The organism is Bacteroides sp. Marseille-P3684 (assembly GCF_900291465.1).
Taxonomy (GTDB): Bacteria; Bacteroidota; Bacteroidia; order Bacteroidales; family Bacteroidaceae; genus Phocaeicola_A.
In genome coordinates, this window is record NZ_LT985808.1 from 1,260,990 (window position 1) to 1,283,442 (window position 22,453).

At 59.7% G+C, this 22,453-nt stretch carries 9 protein-coding genes; all 9 read left to right on the plus strand.

All coding sequences use genetic code 11. The features are described from left to right. Positions 1–578 precede the first annotated feature (578 nt). A complete protein-coding gene (locus tag C8275_RS04785; protein WP_234395705.1) occupies positions 579–1,520 on the plus strand; it encodes a glycoside hydrolase family 43 protein in 942 nt (313 codons plus the stop codon). Positions 1,521–1,569: 49 nt separating this feature from the next. After that, on the plus strand, positions 1,570–4,926 hold the full coding sequence (locus C8275_RS04790; RefSeq protein ID WP_106484304.1) for a glycosyl hydrolase family 65 protein: 3,357 nt from the start codon (positions 1,570–1,572) through the stop codon (positions 4,924–4,926). A gap of 29 nt (positions 4,927–4,955) precedes the next feature. Continuing rightward, on the plus strand, positions 4,956–7,721 hold the full coding sequence (locus C8275_RS04795) for an alpha-L-rhamnosidase (RefSeq protein ID WP_106484305.1): 2,766 nt from the start codon (positions 4,956–4,958) through the stop codon (positions 7,719–7,721). Positions 7,722–7,748: 27 nt separating this feature from the next. After that, entirely contained in the window at positions 7,749–9,704 is a 1,956-nt protein-coding gene (locus tag C8275_RS04800; protein ID WP_106625729.1) for a DUF3826 domain-containing protein, read from the plus strand. 60 nt (positions 9,705–9,764) lie between these two features. Then, positions 9,765–12,188 (plus strand): glycoside hydrolase N-terminal domain-containing protein, encoded by a 2,424-nt coding sequence (locus C8275_RS04805; protein WP_234395797.1) that lies wholly within the window; start codon positions 9,765–9,767, stop codon positions 12,186–12,188. Positions 12,189–12,273: 85 nt separating this feature from the next. After that, positions 12,274–13,692 (plus strand): glycoside hydrolase family 140 protein, encoded by a 1,419-nt coding sequence (locus C8275_RS04810; protein WP_369861207.1) that lies wholly within the window; start codon positions 12,274–12,276, stop codon positions 13,690–13,692. Between the two features lie 3 nt (positions 13,693–13,695). Next, entirely contained in the window at positions 13,696–17,547 is a 3,852-nt protein-coding gene (locus tag C8275_RS04815) for a family 78 glycoside hydrolase catalytic domain (protein WP_106484308.1), read from the plus strand. Between the two features lie 507 nt (positions 17,548–18,054). After that, positions 18,055–19,290, plus strand: coding sequence for an efflux RND transporter periplasmic adaptor subunit (locus C8275_RS04820; protein WP_106484309.1), 1,236 nt, complete (start codon positions 18,055–18,057; stop codon positions 19,288–19,290). Between the two features lie 12 nt (positions 19,291–19,302). Then, positions 19,303–22,449, plus strand: a complete 3,147-nt coding sequence (locus tag C8275_RS04825; RefSeq protein WP_106484310.1) for an efflux RND transporter permease subunit — start codon at positions 19,303–19,305, stop codon at positions 22,447–22,449. The last annotated feature ends 4 nt before the right edge of the window (positions 22,450–22,453 follow it).

The window sequence follows — 22,453 nt, forward strand, 5'->3', positions numbered from 1 at the left end:
CTGTTTTGTCGGGATTCTTTACCTGTTTTCATTTTTAGACGGACGAGGCGTTCTGTTTCTCATCTGTTATATTGACGCCTGTCCGGATGGCTTGCTGACTTTTAAGCGGAAAATTCGCGTCAGTATGGAACGAAAAGACAGGATAACGAGGAAAGGAGCGACAGGATGTATTTTGCGAATCGCCCGAGAAGGCGCTTTCTGCTCACCAACTCGCAGTTGGGTGCAAGGAAGGCCCTTCTCGGGCGATTCGTTTGACATTTTGACAAATTGTCATCCGCCCGTTCCGCTGTCTGCCGGGCACACTCTGCACCCCTGCCGGACCTCCTTCCGGGGGAGAGAGTGGGGCTGGCGTGCGGAGAGACGGACGCGCGGTTTCCCTGCCGGCGTCCGCCTTTCCCGCCGGGAGCAGGAGGAGCGGGAGCGCCCGTCTCGTTGCGGCTCTGAAAGAAACTTAAAAGATGCGTTGAATGTTAAACCTTGGGGCGTTCCCGGAGTCGTATGTGCGTACATGAATGTCATCTTTTGTGTATCTTTGTCAACCTGGAGTAATGAACCAACTTAAAACATTCCATCTGAATATGAAAACACTGACCAAGGTCGGAGTGGCACTCTCCGCGCTGCTCTCGCTGGGTGCATGCAGCCAACCCGCAAACGAAGCTCCCCAGGATTACTATATGTTTACTTCTTTCCATGAACCTGCCAACGAGGGACTGCGCTTCCTCTACAGTGCGGACGGCATCCACTGGGACAGTGTGCCGGGGACCTGGCTCAAGCCGGAGCTGGGCGACAGCATCCTGCGCGACCCGTCCATCATTGTGGGCAAGGACAGTACCTTCCACCTGGTGTGGACGCTCTCCTGGCGCGGCAACACGGGCTTCGGCTATGCACGCTCGAAGGACCTCGTGCACTGGAGCGACCAGCGGCGGATTCCTGCGATGGACTCCGTGCCGTCGACGGTCAACGTGTGGGCGCCCGAGTGGTTCTATGACGACGTGAACGACTGCTACATGGTCATCTACTCGTCGTGTGTCCCCGAACGGAAGTTCGACCTGGGCGTGGAGGAAGAGAACAACAACCACCGCCTCTACTACGTCACCACCCGGGACTTCGAGACCTTCTCCGCTCCCGAGCTGCTCTACGACCCGGGCTTCAGCTGCATCGACGCCACGCTGGTGAAACGGGGCGAGCAGGACTACGTGATGGTGCTCAAGGACAACACCCGTCCGAACCGCAACCTGAAGGTGGCGTTCGCCAAGCGCCCCACGGGACCCTACACCGCCGCATCGTCGCCCTTCACCGGATTCCTGGTGGAAGGTCCCTCGGTGGAGAAGCTGGGCGACGACTACCTCATCTACTTTGACGACTACCAGAACCACATTTACGGAGCGGTGAAGACGCGCGACTTTGCCGACTTCACCCCGATGACCGACAGTGTGAGCATCCCCAAGGGGCACAAGCACGGCACCATCTTCCGCGCCCCCGAAGCCGTGGTGAAAGGCCTGCTCGACCAGGCGAAGTGAACGGATACTCCCCGAATGCAACGACTGAAAAAACAATCCTATATTACCTATGAACTATTCGAACAAACTTGTGATGACGTTTGCGGCTGCCCTGTTCTCCGTGGGCAGCCTGACAGCTCAGGAGCTGATCCATTACACCGGCACCGAGCTATCCGACCCGAACGCGCATGACGGAAGGCTGTCGCCCGTGGTGGGTGTGCACAACATACAGACCATGCGTGCCAACCGCGAGAAGCCGTCCGCCTCGAACGGCAATGGCTGGACGTACAACCACCAGCCGATGATGGCGTACTGGAACGGACGCTTCTACATGCACTACCTGTCCGACCCGGTCGACGAGCATGTGCCGCCCTCGGTCACCTTCCTCCAGACTTCCGCCGACGGCTATACCTGGACCGACCCCGTGGAGCTGTTCCCTGCCTATGAGGTGCCCGAAGGGTTCCGCAAGCCCGACCTGCCTTATGTGGCAGAGAAGGGGACGAAGGCCATCATGCACCAGCGCGTGGGCTTCTACGTCTCCAAGTCGGGCAAGCTGATAGCCATGGGCAACTACGGCATCTGCCTGCACAAGAAGGAGGACGACCCGAACGACGGCAACGGCATCGGCCGTGTCGTGCGCGAAATCAAGGCGGACGGCTCGTTCGGACCCATCTATTTCATCTATCTGAACCACGACTTCAACCCGGAGAAGGGCGGCAAGTACAAGGCTGCCTACCCCTTCTATACGAAAGCCAAGGACAAGGCGTTCCGACAGGCATGTGAGGAAATCCTTGCCAATCCGCTCTACCGCATGCAGTGGGTGGAGGAGGCGGACCGCGACGAACCGCTCATCCCGCTCAACAAGGCGTACAAGGCCTTCAACTGGTACACCTTGCCCGACGGCAAGATTGCCGCGCTGTGGAAGCATGCGCTGACCTCGGTCAGTGCGGACGGCGGCAACACCTGGTCGCAACCCGTGCTCCGTGCGAAGGGCTTTGTGAACAGCAACGCCAAGATTTGGGGACAGCGGCTGAGCGACGGCACGTACGCCACCATCTACAACCCGGCGGAGTACCGCTGGCCGCTTGCCATCTCGCTGAGCCGTGACGGACTGGAGTACACCACGCTCAACCTCGTCTACGGCGATGTGCCCGCCATGCGCTATGCAGGCAACTACAAGTCCTTCGGTCCGCAGTATGCACGCGGCATCCAGGAGGGCAACGGCACGCCGCCCGACGGAGACTTGTGGGTGAGCTTCAGCGTAGGCAAGGAGGACATGTGGGTCACCCACATCCCCGTTCCGGTGCAGACAGTGGCGGCTTCACACGCCGATGAGGACTTTGCCGACTACAGGAAACTGGCGGACCTCGACATGTGGAACCTCAATTCGTACGTCTGGGCACCGGTGTCGCTGGAAGAGAAAGCCGGCAAGACGTGGCTCACCCTGCGCGACAAGGACCCCTTTGCCGCAGCGATGGCGGAGCGCAAGATTCCCGCCACGAAGAACCTGACCGTCTCGTTCGACCTGATGGCGGACCAGAACAACGCGGGCGAGCTGGAGATTGAGTTCCTCGATGAGGACGGGGTCGCCTGCGCTCGCATCGACCTGACGAAGGAAGGCATCATGCGTTCCAAGGGAGGAGCGCGTTACGGGACGGTGTGCAACTACGAGCCGGGCAAGGTCTACCATATCCGCATGGACCTCTCGGTGGAGAACCGCAGCTCCGTCCTGACGCTGAACAACGGCGAGAAGAAGGTGACCCGGATGTTCTTTGCCCCGGTGCACAGCATCGAGCGCATCAAGTTCCGTACGGGCGCACGCACGAGCTTCCCCACACCCGACACCTGGGCCGACCAGTTCGAGGACATGCCCAATCCGGGCGCCGAGGAGCCGCAGGCAACCTTCCGCATTGCCAACTTCAAGACGGTGTCGAACGACGTGGACGGGCAGGCTGCCCTGCTGAAGTTCGACAACTTCAAGCACTACGTGGACTACTTCAACACGATGGAGGACGAGAACATCGTCCAGGCAATCCCCAACGCACAGGCTGCCGAGTGGATGCGGGCGAACGTCCCCCTGTTCGAGTGTCCTCAGAAGAACTTTGAGGAGATGTTCTACTACCGTTGGTGGACCCTCCGCAAGCACATCAAGAACACCCCGGCGGGATACGGCATGACGGAGTTCCTCGTGCAACGCTCCTACGCCGACAAGTATAATCTCATCGCGTGCGCCATCGGCCACCACATCCATGAGAGCCGCTGGCTGCGCGACCCCCAGTACCTGGACCAGATACTCCACACGTGGTACCGCGGCAATGAAGGCGGCGCCATGAAGAAGATGAACAAGTTCAGCTCCTGGAACCCCGCCGCCGTCTACGAGCGTTACCTCGTGGATGCCGACCGGGACTACATGCTCGACCTCTATCGCGACCTCGATGCCGAGTACAAGCGTTGGGAGAGCACCAACCGCCTCAAGAGCGGACTCTACTGGCAGGGCGACGTGCAGGACGGCATGGAGGAGAGCATCAGCGGCGGTCGCAAGAAGCAGTATGCCCGTCCGACCATCAACAGCTACATGTACGGCAACGCCCTGGCGCTCTCGAAGATGGCAGCCATGAAGGGCGATGACGCCGCCTCGAAGCTCTATGCCGCCAAGGCGGACACGCTCAAGCACCTCATCGAGACGCAGCTGTGGAACGAGGAGCAGCAGTTCTTCGAGACCCGCCGTCCCGATTCGCTCGCCAACGTGCGCGAGGCCATCGGCTACATCCCCTGGTACTTCAACCTCCCCAATGACAACCAGCAGAAGTATGAAGTCGCCTGGTTGCAACTCACCGACGAGAAGGGCTTCTCCGCTCCCTTCGGTCTGACCACCGCCGAGCGCCGCCACCCGGAGTTCCGCACCCGAGGCGTGGGACGTTGCGAGTGGGACGGTGCCATCTGGCCCTTCGCTACTTCGCAGACGCTCACCGGGCTGGCGAACTACCTGAACAGCACCGAGACCCCCGTGGTGACCGACAGTGTCTTCTTCCGTCAGATGGAACTGTACGTGGAGTCGCAGTACCGCCGCGGACGTCCGTACATCGGCGAGTACCTTGACGAGACCAACGGGCAGTGGCTCATGGGCGACCGCGAGCGCAGCCGCTACTACAACCACTCGACGTTCAATGACCTGGTGATTACAGGACTTGTCGGTCTGCGTCCGCGTGCCGACCGCACCCTCGAGGTGCATCCCCTCGTCCCGGCGGACAAGTGGGACTGGTTCTGCCTGGACAATGTGCTCTACCACGGACGCAACCTGACCATCCTCTGGGACAAGAACGGCGACCGCTACCACCTGGGCAAGGGACTGCGTGTGCTGGTCGACGGCAAGGAGGTGGGACATGCCGACACCCTGGGACGCCTCGTCTGTCCCGACGTCCTTTGAACGATGAGTAACCGAATAACACAAGACGAATGAACAGGAAACGAACTGCATTCCTCGGAATGCTCGCATGGCTTGCAGCAACAACGCTGCAAGCCATTGACGTAACCCGCATCACGTGCGAGACTGCCGAACGTCCGCTGGCACTGTCCGCCTCCACGCCCCGCTTCGGGTGGCAGCTGGAGGGCGAGGCCGGCACGATGCAGTCTGCCTATGCCGTCGAGGTCTATACCCGTCAGGGAGACAGCCGGACCGTGGTGTGGGAGAGTGGAAAGACCGCCTCGGACCAGAGTCAGTGGGTGCCCTACGGCGGGACGTCGCTCCGCCCCATGGAGCGTTATTTCTGGAGGGTACGCGTGTGGGACGAGCAGGACCGTCCGTCGGCATGGAGCCGGGAGGGCGAGTTCCGTCTGGCACCCCGTGCGGACTTCTTCGATGCCCGTTGGATTGGCGCCATCACGAATCAGGACGCCTGCTTCCCGGAAGGACGCATCTACGAAGGTGCCCGCCTGAAGAAGGCGAAGGCTGCCTGGGACGCTGTCGACTCGCTGGCGTGGCGCAGCATCTGCCTGCGGAAGGACTTCACGGCATCCCGCCGGGTGGCAAGCGCCACGGCCTACGTCTGCGGACTGGGGCACTACGAGCTGACGCTCAACGGGACGAAGGTGGGCGACGGTGAGTTCACCCCGCTCATCAGCGACTACGACAAGACCGTCTACTACAATACCTACGACGTGACCGACCTCGTGAAGCCGGGAGCGAACGCCGCCGGTGTCCTCCTGGGCAACGGTTTCTACAATGTCATGGGAGGCGGACGTTACCGCAAGCTCCAGGTAGCCTTCGGCGCGCCGACCCTGCTCTTCCAGCTGGTGATTGACTACGCCGACGGCACGCGCGAGGTGGTGAAGTCCGGTGCGGACTGGAAGTACGCTCTCAGCCCCATCACCTTCAACACCCTCTACGGCGGCGAAGACTACGATGCCCGTCTGGAGCAGCCCGGGTGGGACTGCCCCGGATTCGACGACGCAGCGTGGAAACCCGTCGTGCTGCAGGAGGCGCCCCGGGGAGCATTGCGCCCCCAACAGGCACCGCCCGTGAAAATCATGGAACGCTATGACGTGCAGCGGACGCACAAGCTCACCCCTGCCGAGGTCGACTCCGCCTGCGTGTCGACCAAGCGCACCGTGGACCCGTCGGCACTGATGTTCGACATGGGTCAGAACCTGGCGGGCTTCCCCGAGATTACCGTGCAGGGCAAGCGCGGCCAGCAGGTGACCATCCTCGTCGGCGAAGCACTGACGCCGGAGCATGCCGTCAACCAGCGGCAGACCGGGCGGCAGTACTACTACACCTACACCCTCAAGGGCGACGGGGTGGAGACCTGGCACCCGCGTTTCACCTACTACGGCTTCCGCTACATCCAGGTCGAGGGAGCGGTAATGAAAGGGCAGAAGAATCCCCGCAAGCTCCCCGTCATCCGGAAGATACAGTCGTGCTTCGTCTACAACTCCGCCTCGCAGACCGGACACTTCGAGTGCTCCAACCCCATCTTCACCGCGGCACACCGCCTCATCGACCGTGCCGTGCGCAGCAACATGCAGGGCGTGTTCACCGACTGTCCGCACCGTGAGAAGCTCGGTTGGCTGGAGGAAGTGCACCTCAATGGTCCGGGCCTGCTCTACAACTACGACCTGACCACCTTCGGGCGGAAGGTCATCCGCGACGTGGCGGACTCCCAGCAGCCCGACGGCATGGTGCCGACCACGGCTCCGCGTTACGTCATCTTCGAAGGCCCGGGCATGGACCCCTTTGCCGAGTCCCCCGAGTGGGCAAGCACGCTCATCCTCTTCCCTTTCATGTACTACGAGGCATACGGCGACGACTCGCTCATCCGCGAGTACTATCCCTTCATGCGTCGCTACGTGGACTACCTGACGTCCCGTGCCGACGGCCACATCGTCGACTTCGGACTGGGCGACTGGTACGACTATGACGGCATCCACAAGGCAGGCTTCTCGCGCAACACCTCGATAGCCATCGTTGCCACGGCACATTACTACATGGACCTCTGCAAGCTCGTCGAGGCGGCACGTATGGTGGGCAATGCCTACGACGCGGCGACCTACGGAGCCTTGGCTGACGAGGTGAAGCAGGCATTCAACGCCCGTTTCTTCCACGCAGACACCAACCAGTACGATACCGGCAGCCAGTGTGCCAACGCCCTGGCACTCTTCATGGACGTGGTGCCTGCCGACCGTCGGCAGGCGGTGCTCGACAACCTGGTGAAGGACATCCGTGCCCGTGGCACACGCCTCACTACCGGCGACGTGGGCAACCGCTACCTCTTCCGCGTCCTGGCGGACAACGGGCTAAACGACCTGATGTACGCCATGCACAACCACGAGGAGGCGCCCGGCTACGGCTTCCAATTGAAGTTCGGCGCCACGACGCTCACCGAGCAGTGGGACCCTCGGCAAGGCTCGTCCTGGAACCACTTCATGATGGGACAGATCGAGGAGTGGTTCTACCGCTCGCTGGCGGGCATTCTCCCCGCATCGGACAAGCCCGGCTGCCAGCATCTGATTATCCGTCCGCAAGCCGTGGGCGACCTGAAGGAAGTGAAGGCCTCCTGCCACACCCTCTACGGCGAGGTCTCCGTGGAGTGGACCCGCAAGGACGGTAACTTCAGCCTCCGTGTCAGTGTCCCCGTGAACTGTACGGCGGACGTCTACCTGCCCGGCGACACCGCTCCGCGCACCGTGAAGAGCGGTACCCATACCTTGACGAAAGCTATCTGAGAACCTTTGATACATACTATGCTGACAATGAAGAAACAACTGACACTCACATTGCTCGCCTGCGCGGCGCTCTCCGCACAGGCACAAAACACGTTTGAAGGGAAGTTCACCCGTCCGCTGGGTGAAGTCCTGGAGGAAATCTCCACGCGCTTCAACGTCCGTCTCGCCTACGACATCGACACCGTGGGCAAGACACTGCCGTATGCCGACTTCCGCATCCGCCCCTATTCGGTGGAGGAGTCGCTCACCAACGTACTCGCCCCGTTCGACTATAAGTTCGTCAAGCAGAGCGACACGCGCTACAAGCTGAAACGCTATGAATATGCCCGGCGCACCGATGCCGACGGAGAGAAGCTGCTGAACTACCTCTGCACGCTCTACACCGACAAGGCAAGCTTCGAGCAACGCAAGGCCGTGCTGAAAAAGGAGGTGCGCGAACGCCTCCAGATAGACAAGTACCTCGCCCAGCGCACCGGCAGCGAACCCATCCTGTCGAAGGTGCGCAAGTACGACGGGTACACCGTGCAGAACTTTGCCCTGGAGACCTTGCCCGGACTGTATGTCTGCGGCTCCATCTACACGCCGAAGGGCAAGGGCAAGCATGCCCTCATCATTTGCCCGAACGGCCACTTCGGCAACGGGCGTTACCGCGAGGACCAGCAGCAGCGCATGGGGACATTGGCACGCATGGGCGCCATCTGTGTCGACTACGACCTGTTCGGCTGGGGAGAATCTGCGCTCCAGGTGTCTTCAGTGGGACATAACACCAGCATCGCCCACATCATCCAGGCGATGAACGGCATCTCCATCCTGGACTACATGATGACCCGCGAGGACGTCGACATCACCCGTGTGGGAGTCAACGGCGGTTCGGGTGGCGGCACGCAGACGGTGTTGCTCTCCGTGCTCGACGACCGCTACACGGCAGCCTGTCCGGTGGTAAGCCTGGCTTCCCACTTCGACGGCGGTTGCCCCTGCGAGAGCGGCATGCCCGTGACACTGGCAGGCGGAGGCACCTGCAATGCCGAGCTGGGCGCCCTCTTCGCTCCGAAGCCCATGTGCGTGGTGTCCGACGGAAAGGACTGGACCGCCAGCACGCCGGGGCTGGAGTTCCCCTACCTGCAGAAGGTCTACGGCTTCTACGGCGCTGCCGACAAGGTGACCAACGTCCACCTGCCCAAGGAAGGGCACGACTTCGGTCCGAACAAGCGCAATGCGGTCTATGACTTCTTCGCCGACGTGTTCCGCCTCGACAAGAGCAAGCTGGACGAGAGCAAGGTGACCATTGAGCCGTTTGAGAACCTCTACAGCTTCGGCAAGAAAGGCGAGAAGATGCCCGAGAACGCCATCCGCTCGGTCAACGACCTGGGCAAGTTCTTCGGGCAGGATGCCGTGCGCGCCGCTGCTGCCGACGAGTCGGTGCTGAAGAAGTCGCAGGAAATCATCGCCGCCCTCAACCTCACCGACGAGAAGGCTGCCAACCTGGCCACGACAGCGGTCTATAACCACCGCCGTGCCGTGCGCGACTGGCACAACACGCATCCCTACACCATCATCCCCGAAGTGGACCAGGCGACGGGCCGCAAGCTCAGCAAGGTAGAGCGTGAGATGATGGCGGACAAGAGCATTCCGGAGTCCGTGCACGCCCGGCTGCTGAAAGACCTGAACCGCGTCCTGACGCCGGAGCAGGTAGAGCAGGTCTTCGACGGATACACCGTCGGGAAGGTGGCGTTCACCATGAAGGGCTACTATGCCATCGTTCCCGACCTGACCGACGAAGAGGCGCGCGTCATCGAAGGCTACCTGAAGCAGGCACGCGAGGAGGCGCTGGAGTGCAAGAGCATGAAGGCCATCTCACAGGTGTTCGAGGTCTACAAGAGCAAGTGCGAGCAGTACCTCAACAGCAACGGACGCAACTGGCGTCAGCTCTTCAAGGACTATGTGAACAAGCGTAATGCCGAGAAGAAAGCCAAGAAGAACTAGGCAGACTCGTTATTCATCCTCCCTTAAACAACCGATACTATGACGATAAAGAAACTGTTAATGACCGCCGCATGGGGGCTGACGCTTCTCCCTCTGCAGGCACAGGAGTACAAGCTGTGGTACGACCAGCCGGCGCATGTCTGGACGGAAGCCCTTCCGTTGGGTAACGGACGTCTGGGCGCGATGCTCTACGGCAACCCCGCAGCCGAGCAGCTCCAGCTCAACGAAGAGACCATCTGGGCAGGACGCCCGAACAACAACCCCAGTCCCGAAGCGCGGGAGTGGTTGCCCAAGATACGCGAGCTCGTGCTGGCGGGGAAGTACAAGGAGGCACAGGACCTGTGCACGGCACATGTCAAGTCGAAGACCAATCAGGGCATGCCTTACCAGCCCTTCGGCGACTTGCGGTTGAACTTCCCCGGACACACCCGCTACACCAACTACTATCGCGAGCTGAGCCTGGACTCCGCCCGTGCTGTGGTGCGCTACGAGGTCGACGGGGTACGCTTCCAACGCGAGACGTTCACTTCGTTTCCCGACCAGGTTGTCATCACCCGTGTGACGGCAAGCCAGCCCGGGAGGGTGACGTTCAATGCGACCATGACCAGTCCGCACCAGGACGTCATCATTACCTCCGAGGGCAATGACATCACGCTGGAAGGAGTCTCTTCGCTCCACGAGGCGCTCAAGGGCAAGGTGCAGTTCCAGGGACGCACGACCGTGAAGACCCGGGGTGGCGTGGTGACCAACCGCGACGGAGTCCTGACGGTGGAGCATGCCGATGAGGCTATCATCTACACGTCCATCGGGACGAACTTCAACAACTACAAGGACATCACGGGAGACTACATCGCCCGTGCCAAGGACTACCTGGCGAAGGCTGTCGGCAAGGACTATGCCGATGCCAAGGACCGTCATGTGAAATACTACGAGCAGTTCCAGAACCGTACTTCTCTCCATCTGGGCGAAGACCGTTATGCCGACGTCCCGACGGACAAGCGGGTGGAGAACTTCAAGCAGACCAACGACGCCTTCCTCGTGGCGACCTACTTCAAGTTCGGGCGCTACCTGCTCATCTGCTCTTCGCAGCCCGGCGGACAGCCTGCCAACCTGCAAGGCATCTGGAACGACAAGCTCTTCCCCTCGTGGGACAGCAAGTATACCTGCAACATCAACCTGGAAATGAACTACTGGCCGGCGGAAGTCACCAATCTGACCGACCTCAACGAGCCCCTCTTCCGCCTCATCCGCGAGGTGAGCGAGACCGGCAAGGAGAGTGCGCAGGTGATGTACGGCTCCGACGGCTGGGTGCTCCATCACAACACCGACATCTGGCGCGTGACGGGTGCCATCGACAATTCTCCTTCGGGCATGTGGGCTTCGGGCGGCGCATGGCTGTGCCAGCATCTGTGGCAACACTACCTCTACACCGGGGACGAGGAGTTCCTGCGCAAGGCTTATCCCATCCTGAAGGGGGCTGCCCTCTTCTTCGACCAGGTGATGATTAAGGAACCGACCCATGGCTGGCTGGTGATGTGTCCGAGCAATTCGCCCGAGAACACCCATGCCGGGAGCGACAACAAGGCTACGACGGCAGCCGGCTGTACGATGGACAACCAGCTGGTGTTCGACTTGTGGCACGCCGTCATCCGTTCGTCGGAGATTCTAGGTGAGGACGCCGACTATGCCGCCCACCTGAAGAGCCGCCTGACCGAGCTGCCCCCGATGCAGGTGGGCCGTTGGGGACAGTTGCAGGAGTGGATGTTCGACTGGGACAACCCCGACGACCAGCATCGCCACGTGTCACATCTCTACGGACTTTTCCCCAGCAACCAGATTTCTCCTTACCGCACGCCGGAGCTGTTCGATGCGGCACGTACGTCGCTCATCCACCGGGGAGACCCCTCGACGGGATGGAGCATGGGGTGGAAGGTCTGCCTTTGGGCACGTCTGCTCGACGGTGACCATGCCTACAAGCTCATCACCGACCAGCTGACGCTCGTGCGCAACGAGAAGAAGAAGGGTGGTACGTATCCGAACCTCTTTGATGCGCATCCGCCTTTCCAGATTGACGGCAACTTCGGTTGTACCGCCGGTATCGTCGAGATGCTGATGCAGAGCTACGACGGCTTCATCTACCTGTTGCCCGCCCTGCCTTCCGTGTGGAAAGAAGGAGAGGTGAAGGGACTGGTGGCACGCGGAGGCTTCGAGCTGGACATTACCTGGAAAGAAGGCAAGGTGAGCCGTCTGGTGGTGAAGTCGCGCTTGGGAGGCAACTGCCGCCTGCGTTCGCTCAACCGCCTCTCGGGCAAGGGCCTCTCGAAGGGAAGAGGGGAGAATGACAATCCGCTCTATGCCGTCGACCCGGTCGCCGCACCTCTTATTAACAAGGAGGCGAAGCTTAATCCCGTGGAGCTGAAGAAGACCTACCTCTACGACTTGAAGACCGAGCCGGGCGGAGAGTACGTCCTCCTTGGAAAGTGAACGGACGGGAAAGCCCCCGCTGACAAGCAATCAATAATCACTTAACACACATACAAACACTATGAAAAAGATTTCAATCTTGACGATGCTCTTCCTCTTCGTTGCAGGAAGTCTGTTCGCCGAAGACGAACCCCAAGTGTATCTGCCGTGGCAGAACGGCAAGCTCCAAGTGTCCGACAACGGACGCTACCTGCAGCACGAGAACGGTACGCCCTTCTTCTGGATGGGAGAGACCGGATGGTTGCTCCCCGAGAAGCTGAACCGTGACGAGGCTGCCTATTACCTGACCAAGTGCCGTGAGGCTGGTTACAACGTCGTGCAGGTGCAGACGGTCAACGCCGTGCCTGCCATGAACTTCTACGGGCAGTATTCCTTCCCCGACGGATTCAACTTCAAGGACATCAACAAGAAGGGCGTCTATGGCTACTGGGACCACATGGACTACATCATCAAGACGGCCGAGCAGAACGGCATCTACATCGGCATGGTCTGCATCTGGGGCGGACTGGTGAAAGCCGGGCTGATGAACGAGAAGGAGGCGGAAGCCTACGGTAAGTTCCTTGCCGAGCGTTACAAGGACTCGCCCAACATCATCTGGTTCATCGGTGGCGACATTCGCGGCGATGTGAAGACCGAGGTGTGGGAGACCCTTGCCCGTACCATCAAGTCCATTGACAAGAATCACCTGATGACCTTCCACCCCTTCGGACGCACCAGCTCCATCTACTGGTTCCATGATGCCGACTGGTTGGACTTCAACATGTTCCAGAGCGGACACCGTCGTTATGACCAGACCCGTGGAGACGGCGACAACACGGCTGAGGCAGCTGTGGCTGAAGACAACTGGCGCTATGTGGAGGCTGCGCTTGCCAAGACTCCTGCCAAGCCCGTCATCGACGGAGAACCCAGCTACGAAGAGATTCCGCAGGGACTGCATGACCCCAGCGAACCCTGGTGGAAAGCACCCGACGTCCGCCGTTACGCCTATTGGTCGGTATTCGCCGGTTCGTTCGGACACACCTACGGGCACAACTCCATCATGCAGATGGTGAAGCCTGCCACCAACGGCGGTTACGGTGCTACCAAGACCTGGTATGATGCCTTGAAGGACCCCGGCTTCAACCAGATGAAGCATGTGAAGAACCTCATGCTTTCGTTCCCCTTCTTCGAGCGCGTGCCCGACCAGAGCGTCATCTCCGGAGAGAACGGCTTCCGCTATGACCGCGCCATTGCCACCCGTGGCAACGACTACCTCCTGGTCTACACTTACACCAACCGTCCGATGGACATCGACCTGAGCAAAATCAGTGGTGCGAAGAAGAACGTGTGGTGGTACAGCCCCGTGGACGGCTCGCTGGAATATGTCGGTGAGTTCGACAGCAAGGTGCAGCACTTCAACTACGACGGTGCCTACGGAGCCGCCAACGACCATGTGCTCATTGCCGTGGACGCTGCCAAGGACTACATTCACAAGGACTGGACGAAACTTCCGACAAAGAACTAAGTTATGAGAACCAACAGATACAAAGCCCTTCTGGTCGCTTTCCTGCTGGCTGTAGGCATGCAGGCGGGAGTCAAGACTACCCGCCTGCTCACCGAGGGGCAGACTTCGCCGCTGAGCATCGAGAGTGAGCGTCCGCGCCTGAGCTGGGTCATCGAGTCGGATGCCCAGGGCGTGATGCAGCAAGGCTACCACATCCTGGTGGCAAGCTCGCTCGAGAAGCTGGCAGCCGGTGAAGGCGACCTGTGGGATTCGGGACGGGTGGACTCCGACCAATCCCTCTATGTACCTTACGGAGGCAAGCCGCTGACGAGCAACCAGCGTTGCTTCTGGAAGGTGAAGGTCTACACCACAAATGGTGAAACGGAATGGAGCGAACCGGCTTCATGGGGCATGGGACTGCTGGGAGAGACCCACTGGTCCGGCCGTTGGATAGGCTGGGATGCACCCTTTGCCTGGGACAAGGAGGTGACACACAGTCGGCTGAGCGCACGCTATCTCCGCACGGAGTTCAAGGCGAAAGCCGGCATCAAGCGTGCCACCCTGCACATCTCCGGTCTGGGGCTTTACGAACTGTTCATCAACGGCAGGCAGGTGGGCGACCAGGTGTTGGCTCCCGCACCGACGGATTACCGGCGTACGGTGCTCTACAACTCGTTCGACGTGACCTCTATGCTGGCCGCCGACAACGCCATCGGCGTGGTCCTGGGCAACGGACGTCACTACACCATGCGCCAGAACTACAAGCCTTACAAGATTGTGCAGTTCGGCTATCCCAAGATGAGGCTGAACCTCATCATCGAGTATGCCGACGGGACGAAACAGACCGTGAGCAGCAACGAGAAGGACTGGAAGCTGACCGGCGACGGTCCCATCCGCAGCAACAACGAATACGACGGTGAGGAGTACGACGCCCGCAAGGAGCTGGGCGCATGGACGACTGTCGGCTATGACGACAGCCAGTGGCTGACCGCACAGCGTGTGGCTCTTCCCTACGGAAGCCTGCATGGCGCACAGTCGCCCAACATGAAGGTGATGGACCGGTTGAAGGCAGTGTCCATCAAGCAGTACGGCGACCGCTACATCGTCGACTTCGGACAGAACCTTTCCGGTTGGGTGCGCATGAAGGTGCGTGGCGGAGCGGAGGGAGACACCATCCGTCTGCGTTATGCCGAGCTGCTGACGGCTGACGGCAAACAGCTCAACGTGGCTGGCTTCCGCGATGCACAAAGCACCGATACCTACATCTGCAACGGACGCGAGAACGGACGCGAATGGTCGCCCCGCTTCACTTCACACGGTTTCCGCTACATCGAGGTGACCGGCTACAAGCAGCCCCGTCTGGAAGACTTCACCGCCGAGCTGATTTACGACGAGATGGAGAACACGGGCACCTTCGAGTGCTCCAATCCGCTGTTCAACCAGATTTTCCGCAACGCCTGGTGGGGCATCGCCTCCAACTACAAGGGCATGCCCGTCGACTGTCCGCAGCGCAACGAACGGCAGCCCTGGCTGGGAGACCGCACGATGACCTCCTGGAGCGAGAGCTACCTCTTCGGTAACCACCTACTCTATGCCAAGTGGATGAAGGACATCTGCGACTCGCAGCGTGAAGACGGCAGTCTGCCCGACATGTCCCCGGCCTACTATAACTATTACACCGACGACATCACGTGGCCCGTGGCATTGCCCGTCATCTGCGACATGCTCTACGAACAGTACGGGGACATCCGCCCCATTGCCGACAGCTATGCCGTGATGGTGAAGTGGATGGCTTACATGAAGAAGGAATACGTCAATGAGAAAGGCTTGCTGGGCAAGTACAAGTTCGGAGACTGGTGCATGCCGCCCGAGGCTCCGGAGCTCATCCACAGCAACGACCCTGCCCGTCAGACTGACAAGGGTCTCATCGTGACGGCCTATTACTACAAGACCTTGTCTCTGATGGCGAAGTTCTCCCGTCTGCTGGGTCACGAAGCCGAGGCACAGGCATACGAGAAGGAGGGCGCTCTCGTACGGACCAGTTTCAACGAGGCTTACCTCACGGTGAAGAAGGGCACTTCGCCTGCACCGGGACACTGGCTCTATCCGGACAGCATCTTCTACGGCAACAATACGGTGACGGCAAACGTCCTGCCGCTTGCGTTTGGCATGGTGCCCGACGAGTACCGCGGGGAGGTGGAGAAGAACATCATCACCCGCATCAATGCCGACAAGGAGCATGTGAGCTGGGGCATCATCGGCGGTTCGTGGATTATGCGCGAGCTGAGCCGCATGGGACGTGGCGACGTGGCGTATGTCGTCAACAACCAGAAGACGTACCCGAGCTTCGGTTACATGCTGGCGAACGGGGCGACCACAATCTGGGAGCTCTGGAACGGAGACAAGGCAAGCCCGAAGATGAACAGCGCCAACCACGTGATGCAGCTCGGCGACCTGCTGATGTGGTACTATGCGGACCTGGCAGGCATCGCTCCGGCAAAGCCCGGCTACAAGGAGATACGCATGGCACCCGACTTCTCCATCGAGGAGCTGGACGCCGTGAATGCGTCTTACCGGACACCCTACGGTACCGTCGTCAGCCGGTGGAAGAAAGACCTGATGCACCTCACGTGGGACATTACCGTTCCCTGCAACACCACGGCATGGGTCTATCTGCCTACGCACGATGCACAGGCTGTCGTATCGGACGGGGTGACTTACGTCCGCAACGAAGGCAACCGCTCCGTGTGGCGTGTCGGACCGGGTGTGCATCACCTGAACGTCCGCATCGACCCGACGCTGGGCAAAGACAAGCAGGGGATTGTGGAGACGCAGTTCCTCTATGAGTCGGCACCTTTCCCGCAGGCACACTCGGCAAGCATCGCCGAAACACCGCAGGGCGACCTCGTGGCAACCTACTTCGGCGGAACGAAGGAGCGCAACCCGGATGTCTGCATCTGGGTGAGCCGGAAGCCGAAGGGAGCTGCAGAGTGGACCGCCCCCGTACAGGTGGCAGACGGCATCATCAGTGCCACCGAGCGGAAAGCCTGCTGGAACCCCGTCCTCTTCCAGATGCCCGGCAAGAAGGGCGAGCTGCTCTTGTTCTATAAGGTAGGCAAGAACGTGGCTGACTGGAAGGCTTACATCATCCGTTCCAAAGACGGAGGAAAGACCTGGAGCAAACCTGAAGCCATGCCGGAAGGTTTCCTCGGCCCGTCGAAGAACAAGCCTGAATATGTGGACGGACGCATCATCTGCCCGAGCAGTACCGAAGGGTCAGGCGGATGGCGCATCCACTTCGAGATTTCCGACGACGGCGGCCACACCTGGCGCAAGGTCGGTCCGGTGGAAGCCGAACTGTCCGTCCCGACGCAGTTCCGCAAGCCGGGAGCAGCCAATACCGACGACATGGAAGCCGGTGAAGCCATCGAGGGAGAAGGCGCGAAGCCTGTCTACTGCATCCAGCCGAGCATCCTCCGTCACAAGGACGGCCGTCTGCAGGTGGTCTGCCGGACGCGCAACGCCAAGATAGCCACCAGCTGGAGCAGCGACAACGGAGAGACGTGGAGCAAAGTGACCCTGCTCGACATCGAGAGCAATAACTCCGGCATCGACGCCGTGACGCTGAAAGACGGACGTCACGTGATGGTCTACAACAACTTCGAGACTATTCCCGGTACGCCGAAGGGCGCCCGCACGCCGCTGAGTGTCGCCCTGTCGGACGACGGCATCCATTGGCAGCACGTCATCACGCTCGAAGACAGTCCCGTGAGTCAGTATTCTTACCCGGCTGTCATCCAAGGGAAGGACGGCAAGGTGCACGTGGTCTACACCTGGCGCCGCCAACGCATCAAGTACGCGGCATTGGAACTCTGAGACGCCGCATGAACAAGGACACAGGAGGGTGTATCGCAACGAAGCGATGCACCCTCTTTGCATATATAGTCGGGTAAACACAGGCCTTCAACCGGGTAAACACAAGGGCTTGACTTGATACGCATAAGGGCTTGGCATACCAAAGTATCATACTTTGGTCTGTCAAACTACTATGTTTGTCAGGTCAAACTCATGTGTTTGTCAGGTCAAACACGTATGTTTCGTCCGTCGGACAATTATGTTTACCGGGAGAAAGGCAGAATAATGCAGGCTGTCTCCTGTGTACTTGTGGAATATTTCTACAATTATCTCATCCAATATTCCACACATCATGGCGGCGCATGAAGATTGTGCTCATGAAGTCTCCAAGAAATGCTTGTTGGATAAGTTTGGCATGTGAATTGCATATTTTTATAGGATAACACTCCTTTGCATGAATGGAAAAGGACTATCTTTGTAAACATTGTGTGAATACATGCAACTAATATATAAATCAACACCTGTGGTATGAGACGATTTCTAAGAAGTAAAGAACTAAACATCTCTAGGAGGAAAATTACCTACACTTTTGTAGCATTGGTCGTGTTGGCTGTAGCCATCTGGGTACTGACTCATCGTACGACTGCCGAGCCGGACGTGCCGGTGGTGGCAACCGTGCCTGTAGCGCAGGAGGATGTGAACATCTACGGGGAATACGTGGGGCGCATCCGGGCGCAACAGTTCGTGGAGATACGTGCCCGTGTGGAAGGCTTCCTGGAAGAGATGCTCTTTGAGGAAGGAACCTATGTAGCAAAGAATCAGGTCCTGTTTGTCATCAACCAGGAGCAATACCGTGCCAAGGCGGACAAGGCACGTGCGCAGCTTAAGAAAGACGAGGCGCAGGAACGGAAGGCACAGCGGGACCTGGAGCGTATCCGTCCGCTGTATGCACAGAACGCCGCCAGCCAGCTGGACCTGGACAATGCCGTGGCTGCCTATGAGAGTGCCGTGGCGTCGGTGGCAATGAGTGAGGCCGACCTCTTCCAGGCGGAGCAGGAGCTGGGATACACCATCGTCCGTTCCCCCATCTCAGGCAACATCAGTGAGAGACTGGTCGACCTGGGGACGTTGGTAGGGACAGGCGGGAAGTCGCTCCTGGCAACCATCGTAAAGAGCGACACGGTGTTGGTGGATTTCAGCATGACCGCACTCGACTACCTCAAGAGCCGCGAGCGGAACGTCAATCTCGGACAGAAGGACTCCACCCGCTCCTGGCAACCCTATATCACCGTAACGTTGGCGGACAACACCGAATACCCTTACCGCGGTCTCGTGGACTTTGCCGAGCCGCAGGTAGACCCGCACACGGGGACCTTCTCCGTGCGTGCCGAGATGCCCAATCCCGAGCGGGTGCTGTTGCCGGGACAGTTCACGAAGGTCCGTCTGTTGCTGGACGTCATAGAGGATGCCCTCGTCGTACCACAGAAGGCTGTCATCATCGAGAAGGGCGGTGCCTATATCTATGTCGTGCGTAAGGATTCCGTGGCGGAGCGCCGCTTTGTGGAGCTGGGACCGGAACAGGGCAATTTCGTTGTCGTGGAACGCGGACTGGCTGCCGGCGAGCAGATTGTCGCCGAAGGATACCACAAGCTGACGCCGGGCATCAAGGTGCATGTGGACAACAGCAACCTGACTCTGCCTGCCGACAGCATACCGGCACCGGCTGTGGCAGCTCCCGACTCCCTCTCACAACCTAACGCCTAAATCTCCGTCCGTATGAAAGTGAATTTCTTCATAGACCGTCCCATCTTCTCGGCGGTCATCTCGATTGTGATTGTCATTGTGGGCATCATCGGACTGACGATGCTCCCCATAGACCAATATCCGCAGATTACCCCTCCGGTGGTGAAAATCAGTGCGTCTTATCCCGGGGCGAGCGCGACGACTGTCTCACAGGCTGTGGCGACTCCCATTGAACAGGAGTTGAACGGTACGCCGGGGATGCTCTATATGGAGTCGACCAGCTCCAACTCCGGAGGCTTTTCGGCTACGGTTACCTTCGACATCTCTGCCGACCCCGACTTGTCGGCAGTGGAGATACAGAACCGTCTGAAGCTGGCAGAGTCGCGTCTGCCTGCCGAAGTCATCCAGAACGGAATCTCGGTGGAGAAGCAGGCTGCCAGTCAGCTGATGACCATCTGTCTGACGTCGACCGACCCGAAGTTCGACGAAATCTACCTGAGCAACTTCGCCACCATCAACGTGCTTGACCTCCTGCGGCGCATCCCCGGTGTGGGACGTGTGTCGAACATCGGCAGCCGTTACTACGCCATGCAGATATGGGTGCAGCCGGACAAGATGGCGAACTTCGGACTGACCGTGCAGGACTTGCAGAACGCGTTGAAGGACCAGAACCGCGAGTCGGCTGCCGGTGTCCTGGGACAGCAGCCGGTGACGGGGGTGGACGTGACCATTCCGATTACCACCCAGGGACGTCTCTCGACCGTCAGTCAGTTTGAAGACATCGTGGTGCGGGCAAATCCGGACGGGTCCATCATCCGTCTGCGCGACGTGGCGCGGGTCTCCCTGGAAGCCTCCTCCTATAATACGGAGAGTGGCATCAACGGGGGCAATGCTGCCGTGCTGGGTGTCTACATGCTGCCCGGAGCCAATGCCATGGAGGTGGCGGAGAACGTGAAGAAGGCGATGGAGGACATCAGCCGGAACTTCCCCGAAGGGCTGACCTACGAGATTCCCTTTGACATGACCACCTACATCTCCGAGTCCATCCACGAAGTCTACAAGACGTTGTTCGAGGCATTGTTCCTGGTGATTGTCGTCGTGTTCCTCTCCTTGCAGAGCTGGCGTGCTACACTCATCCCGGTGGTGGCTGTGCCCATCTCGCTCATCGGAACATTCGGCTTCATGCTCATCTTCGGTTTCTCGCTGAACATCCTGACGCTGCTCGGGTTGATTCTCGCCATCGGTATCGTGGTCGACGACGCCATTGTTGTGGTCGAGAACGTGGAGCGCATCATGGAGGAAGAGAGGCTGGGTGCCTACGAGGCGACCAAGAAAGCCATGGACGGACTGACGGGCGCACTGATTGCCACGTCGCTGGTGCTGGCTGCCGTCTTTGTGCCTGTCAGCTTCCTGCCGGGCATCACGGGACAGCTCTATCGTCAGTTCACGGTCACCATTGTCGTGTCGGTGCTCATCTCGACCATTGTGGCGCTGACGCTGAGTCCGGTCATGTGCTCGCTCATCCTGAAGCCTGGCTCCGGAAAGAAGAAGAACATCGTCTTCCGTTACATCAACTACTGGTTGCGGAAGGGCAACACGAAATACATTGCGGTCATAACCCGGCTCATCGCCCATCCCCGTCGGGTGATGAGTGTCTTCGGTATGGTGCTGATTGCCATCCTGCTCCTGCACCGGTTCATCCCTACGAGCTTCCTCCCGACGGAGGACCAGGGCTACTTCAAGGTTGAGCTGGAGTTGCCCGAGGGGGCAACGCTGGAGCGGACACGCATCGTGACCGAACGCGCCATCGACTACCTGATGATGCAGCCCGAAGTGGAGTATGTGCAGAACGTGACGGGCACCAGTCCGCGGGTCGGAAGCAACCAGGGACGCAGCGAGCTGACCGTCATCCTGAAACCCTGGAAGGAGCGCGACAACACGACCATTGACGGCGTCATGGAACGGGTGCGCAAGGAGCTGAGCCGTTATCCGGAGAGCAAGGTCTACCTGTCCACGCCTCCGGTGATTCCCGGACTGGGTAGCTCCGGCGGTTTCGAGATGCAGCTGGAGGCACGCGGCGATGCCACGTTCGACAACCTGGTGCAGGCGGTGGACACCTTATTATACTATGCCGCACAGCGCAAGGAGCTGACGGGGCTGTCGTCCTCGCTGCAGGCGGAGATTCCCCAGCTCTATTTCGATGTCGACCGTGACCGGGTGAAGTTTGCCGGCGTCCCCTTGTCCGATGTCTTCTCCACGATGAAGGCATATACGGGGTCGGTCTATGTGAACGACTTCAACATGTTCAACCGCATCTACCGTGTCTACATACAGGCGGAAGCCTCGTACCGCGGGCACAAGGACAACCTGAACCTCTTCTTCGTGCGGGGTACCGACGGAGCGATGATTCCGCTGACCGCTCTGGGTACGGCGTCCTACACGACCGGACCGGGCAGCATCAAGCGCTTCAACATGTTTACCACCTCCATCATCCGGGGAGGGGCTGCCGAAGGCTACAGCTCCGGACAGGCAATGGAAATCATGGAGGAGATAGCCCGCGAACATCTGCCCGACAACATCGGTGTGGAGTGGAGCGGCCTGTCCTATCAGGAGAAGCAGGCAGGCGGACAGACGGGACTCGTGCTGGCACTGGTGTTCCTGTTCGTCTTTCTCTTCCTCGCCGCGCTCTATGAGAGCTGGATGATTCCTGCCGCCGTGCTCCTCTCGCTGCCTGTGGCGGCGTTGGGTGCCTACCTGGGAGTGTGGGCATGCGGACTGGAGAACGATGTCTACTTCCAGATCGGACTGGTGATGCTCGTCGGTCTTGCAGCCAAGAACGCCATTCTCATCGTGGAGTTTGCCAAGGAGCAGGTCGACCGCGGTGTCAGTACGCTGGAAGCAGCCCTCCATGCGTCGCAGATGCGTTTCCGCCCCATCCTGATGACCTCCCTCGCCTTCATCCTCGGCATGCTGCCGATGGTCATTGCTTCCGGTCCGGGAGCGGCGAGCCGGCAAGCCATCGGTACGGGTGTGTTCTTCGGCATGATTTGTGCCGTCATCTTCGGCATCATCCTCGTGCCTTTCTTCTTCGTATACATCTACAAGGCGAAAGGGAAGCTGAAGGGGAAGCTGGCAGACCGCCGTGCCGGCAAGGAGACTGTAAACGAATCGTTAAAGTAACCAT

Coding starts and splice junctions, on each gene's coding strand:
- C8275_RS04785 (WP_234395705.1), top strand. CDS start 579: ATGAAAACACTGACCAAGGTCGGAGTGGCACTCTCCGCGCTGCTCTCG.
- C8275_RS04790 (WP_106484304.1), top strand. CDS start 1,570: ATGAACTATTCGAACAAACTTGTGATGACGTTTGCGGCTGCCCTGTTC.
- C8275_RS04795 (WP_106484305.1), top strand. CDS start 4,956: ATGAACAGGAAACGAACTGCATTCCTCGGAATGCTCGCATGGCTTGCA.
- C8275_RS04800 (WP_106625729.1), top strand. CDS start 7,749: ATGAAGAAACAACTGACACTCACATTGCTCGCCTGCGCGGCGCTCTCC.
- C8275_RS04805 (WP_234395797.1), top strand. CDS start 9,765: ATGACCGCCGCATGGGGGCTGACGCTTCTCCCTCTGCAGGCACAGGAG.
- C8275_RS04810 (WP_369861207.1), top strand. CDS start 12,274: ATGCTCTTCCTCTTCGTTGCAGGAAGTCTGTTCGCCGAAGACGAACCC.
- C8275_RS04815 (WP_106484308.1), top strand. CDS start 13,696: ATGAGAACCAACAGATACAAAGCCCTTCTGGTCGCTTTCCTGCTGGCT.
- C8275_RS04820 (WP_106484309.1), top strand. CDS start 18,055: ATGAGACGATTTCTAAGAAGTAAAGAACTAAACATCTCTAGGAGGAAA.
- C8275_RS04825 (WP_106484310.1), top strand. CDS start 19,303: ATGAAAGTGAATTTCTTCATAGACCGTCCCATCTTCTCGGCGGTCATC.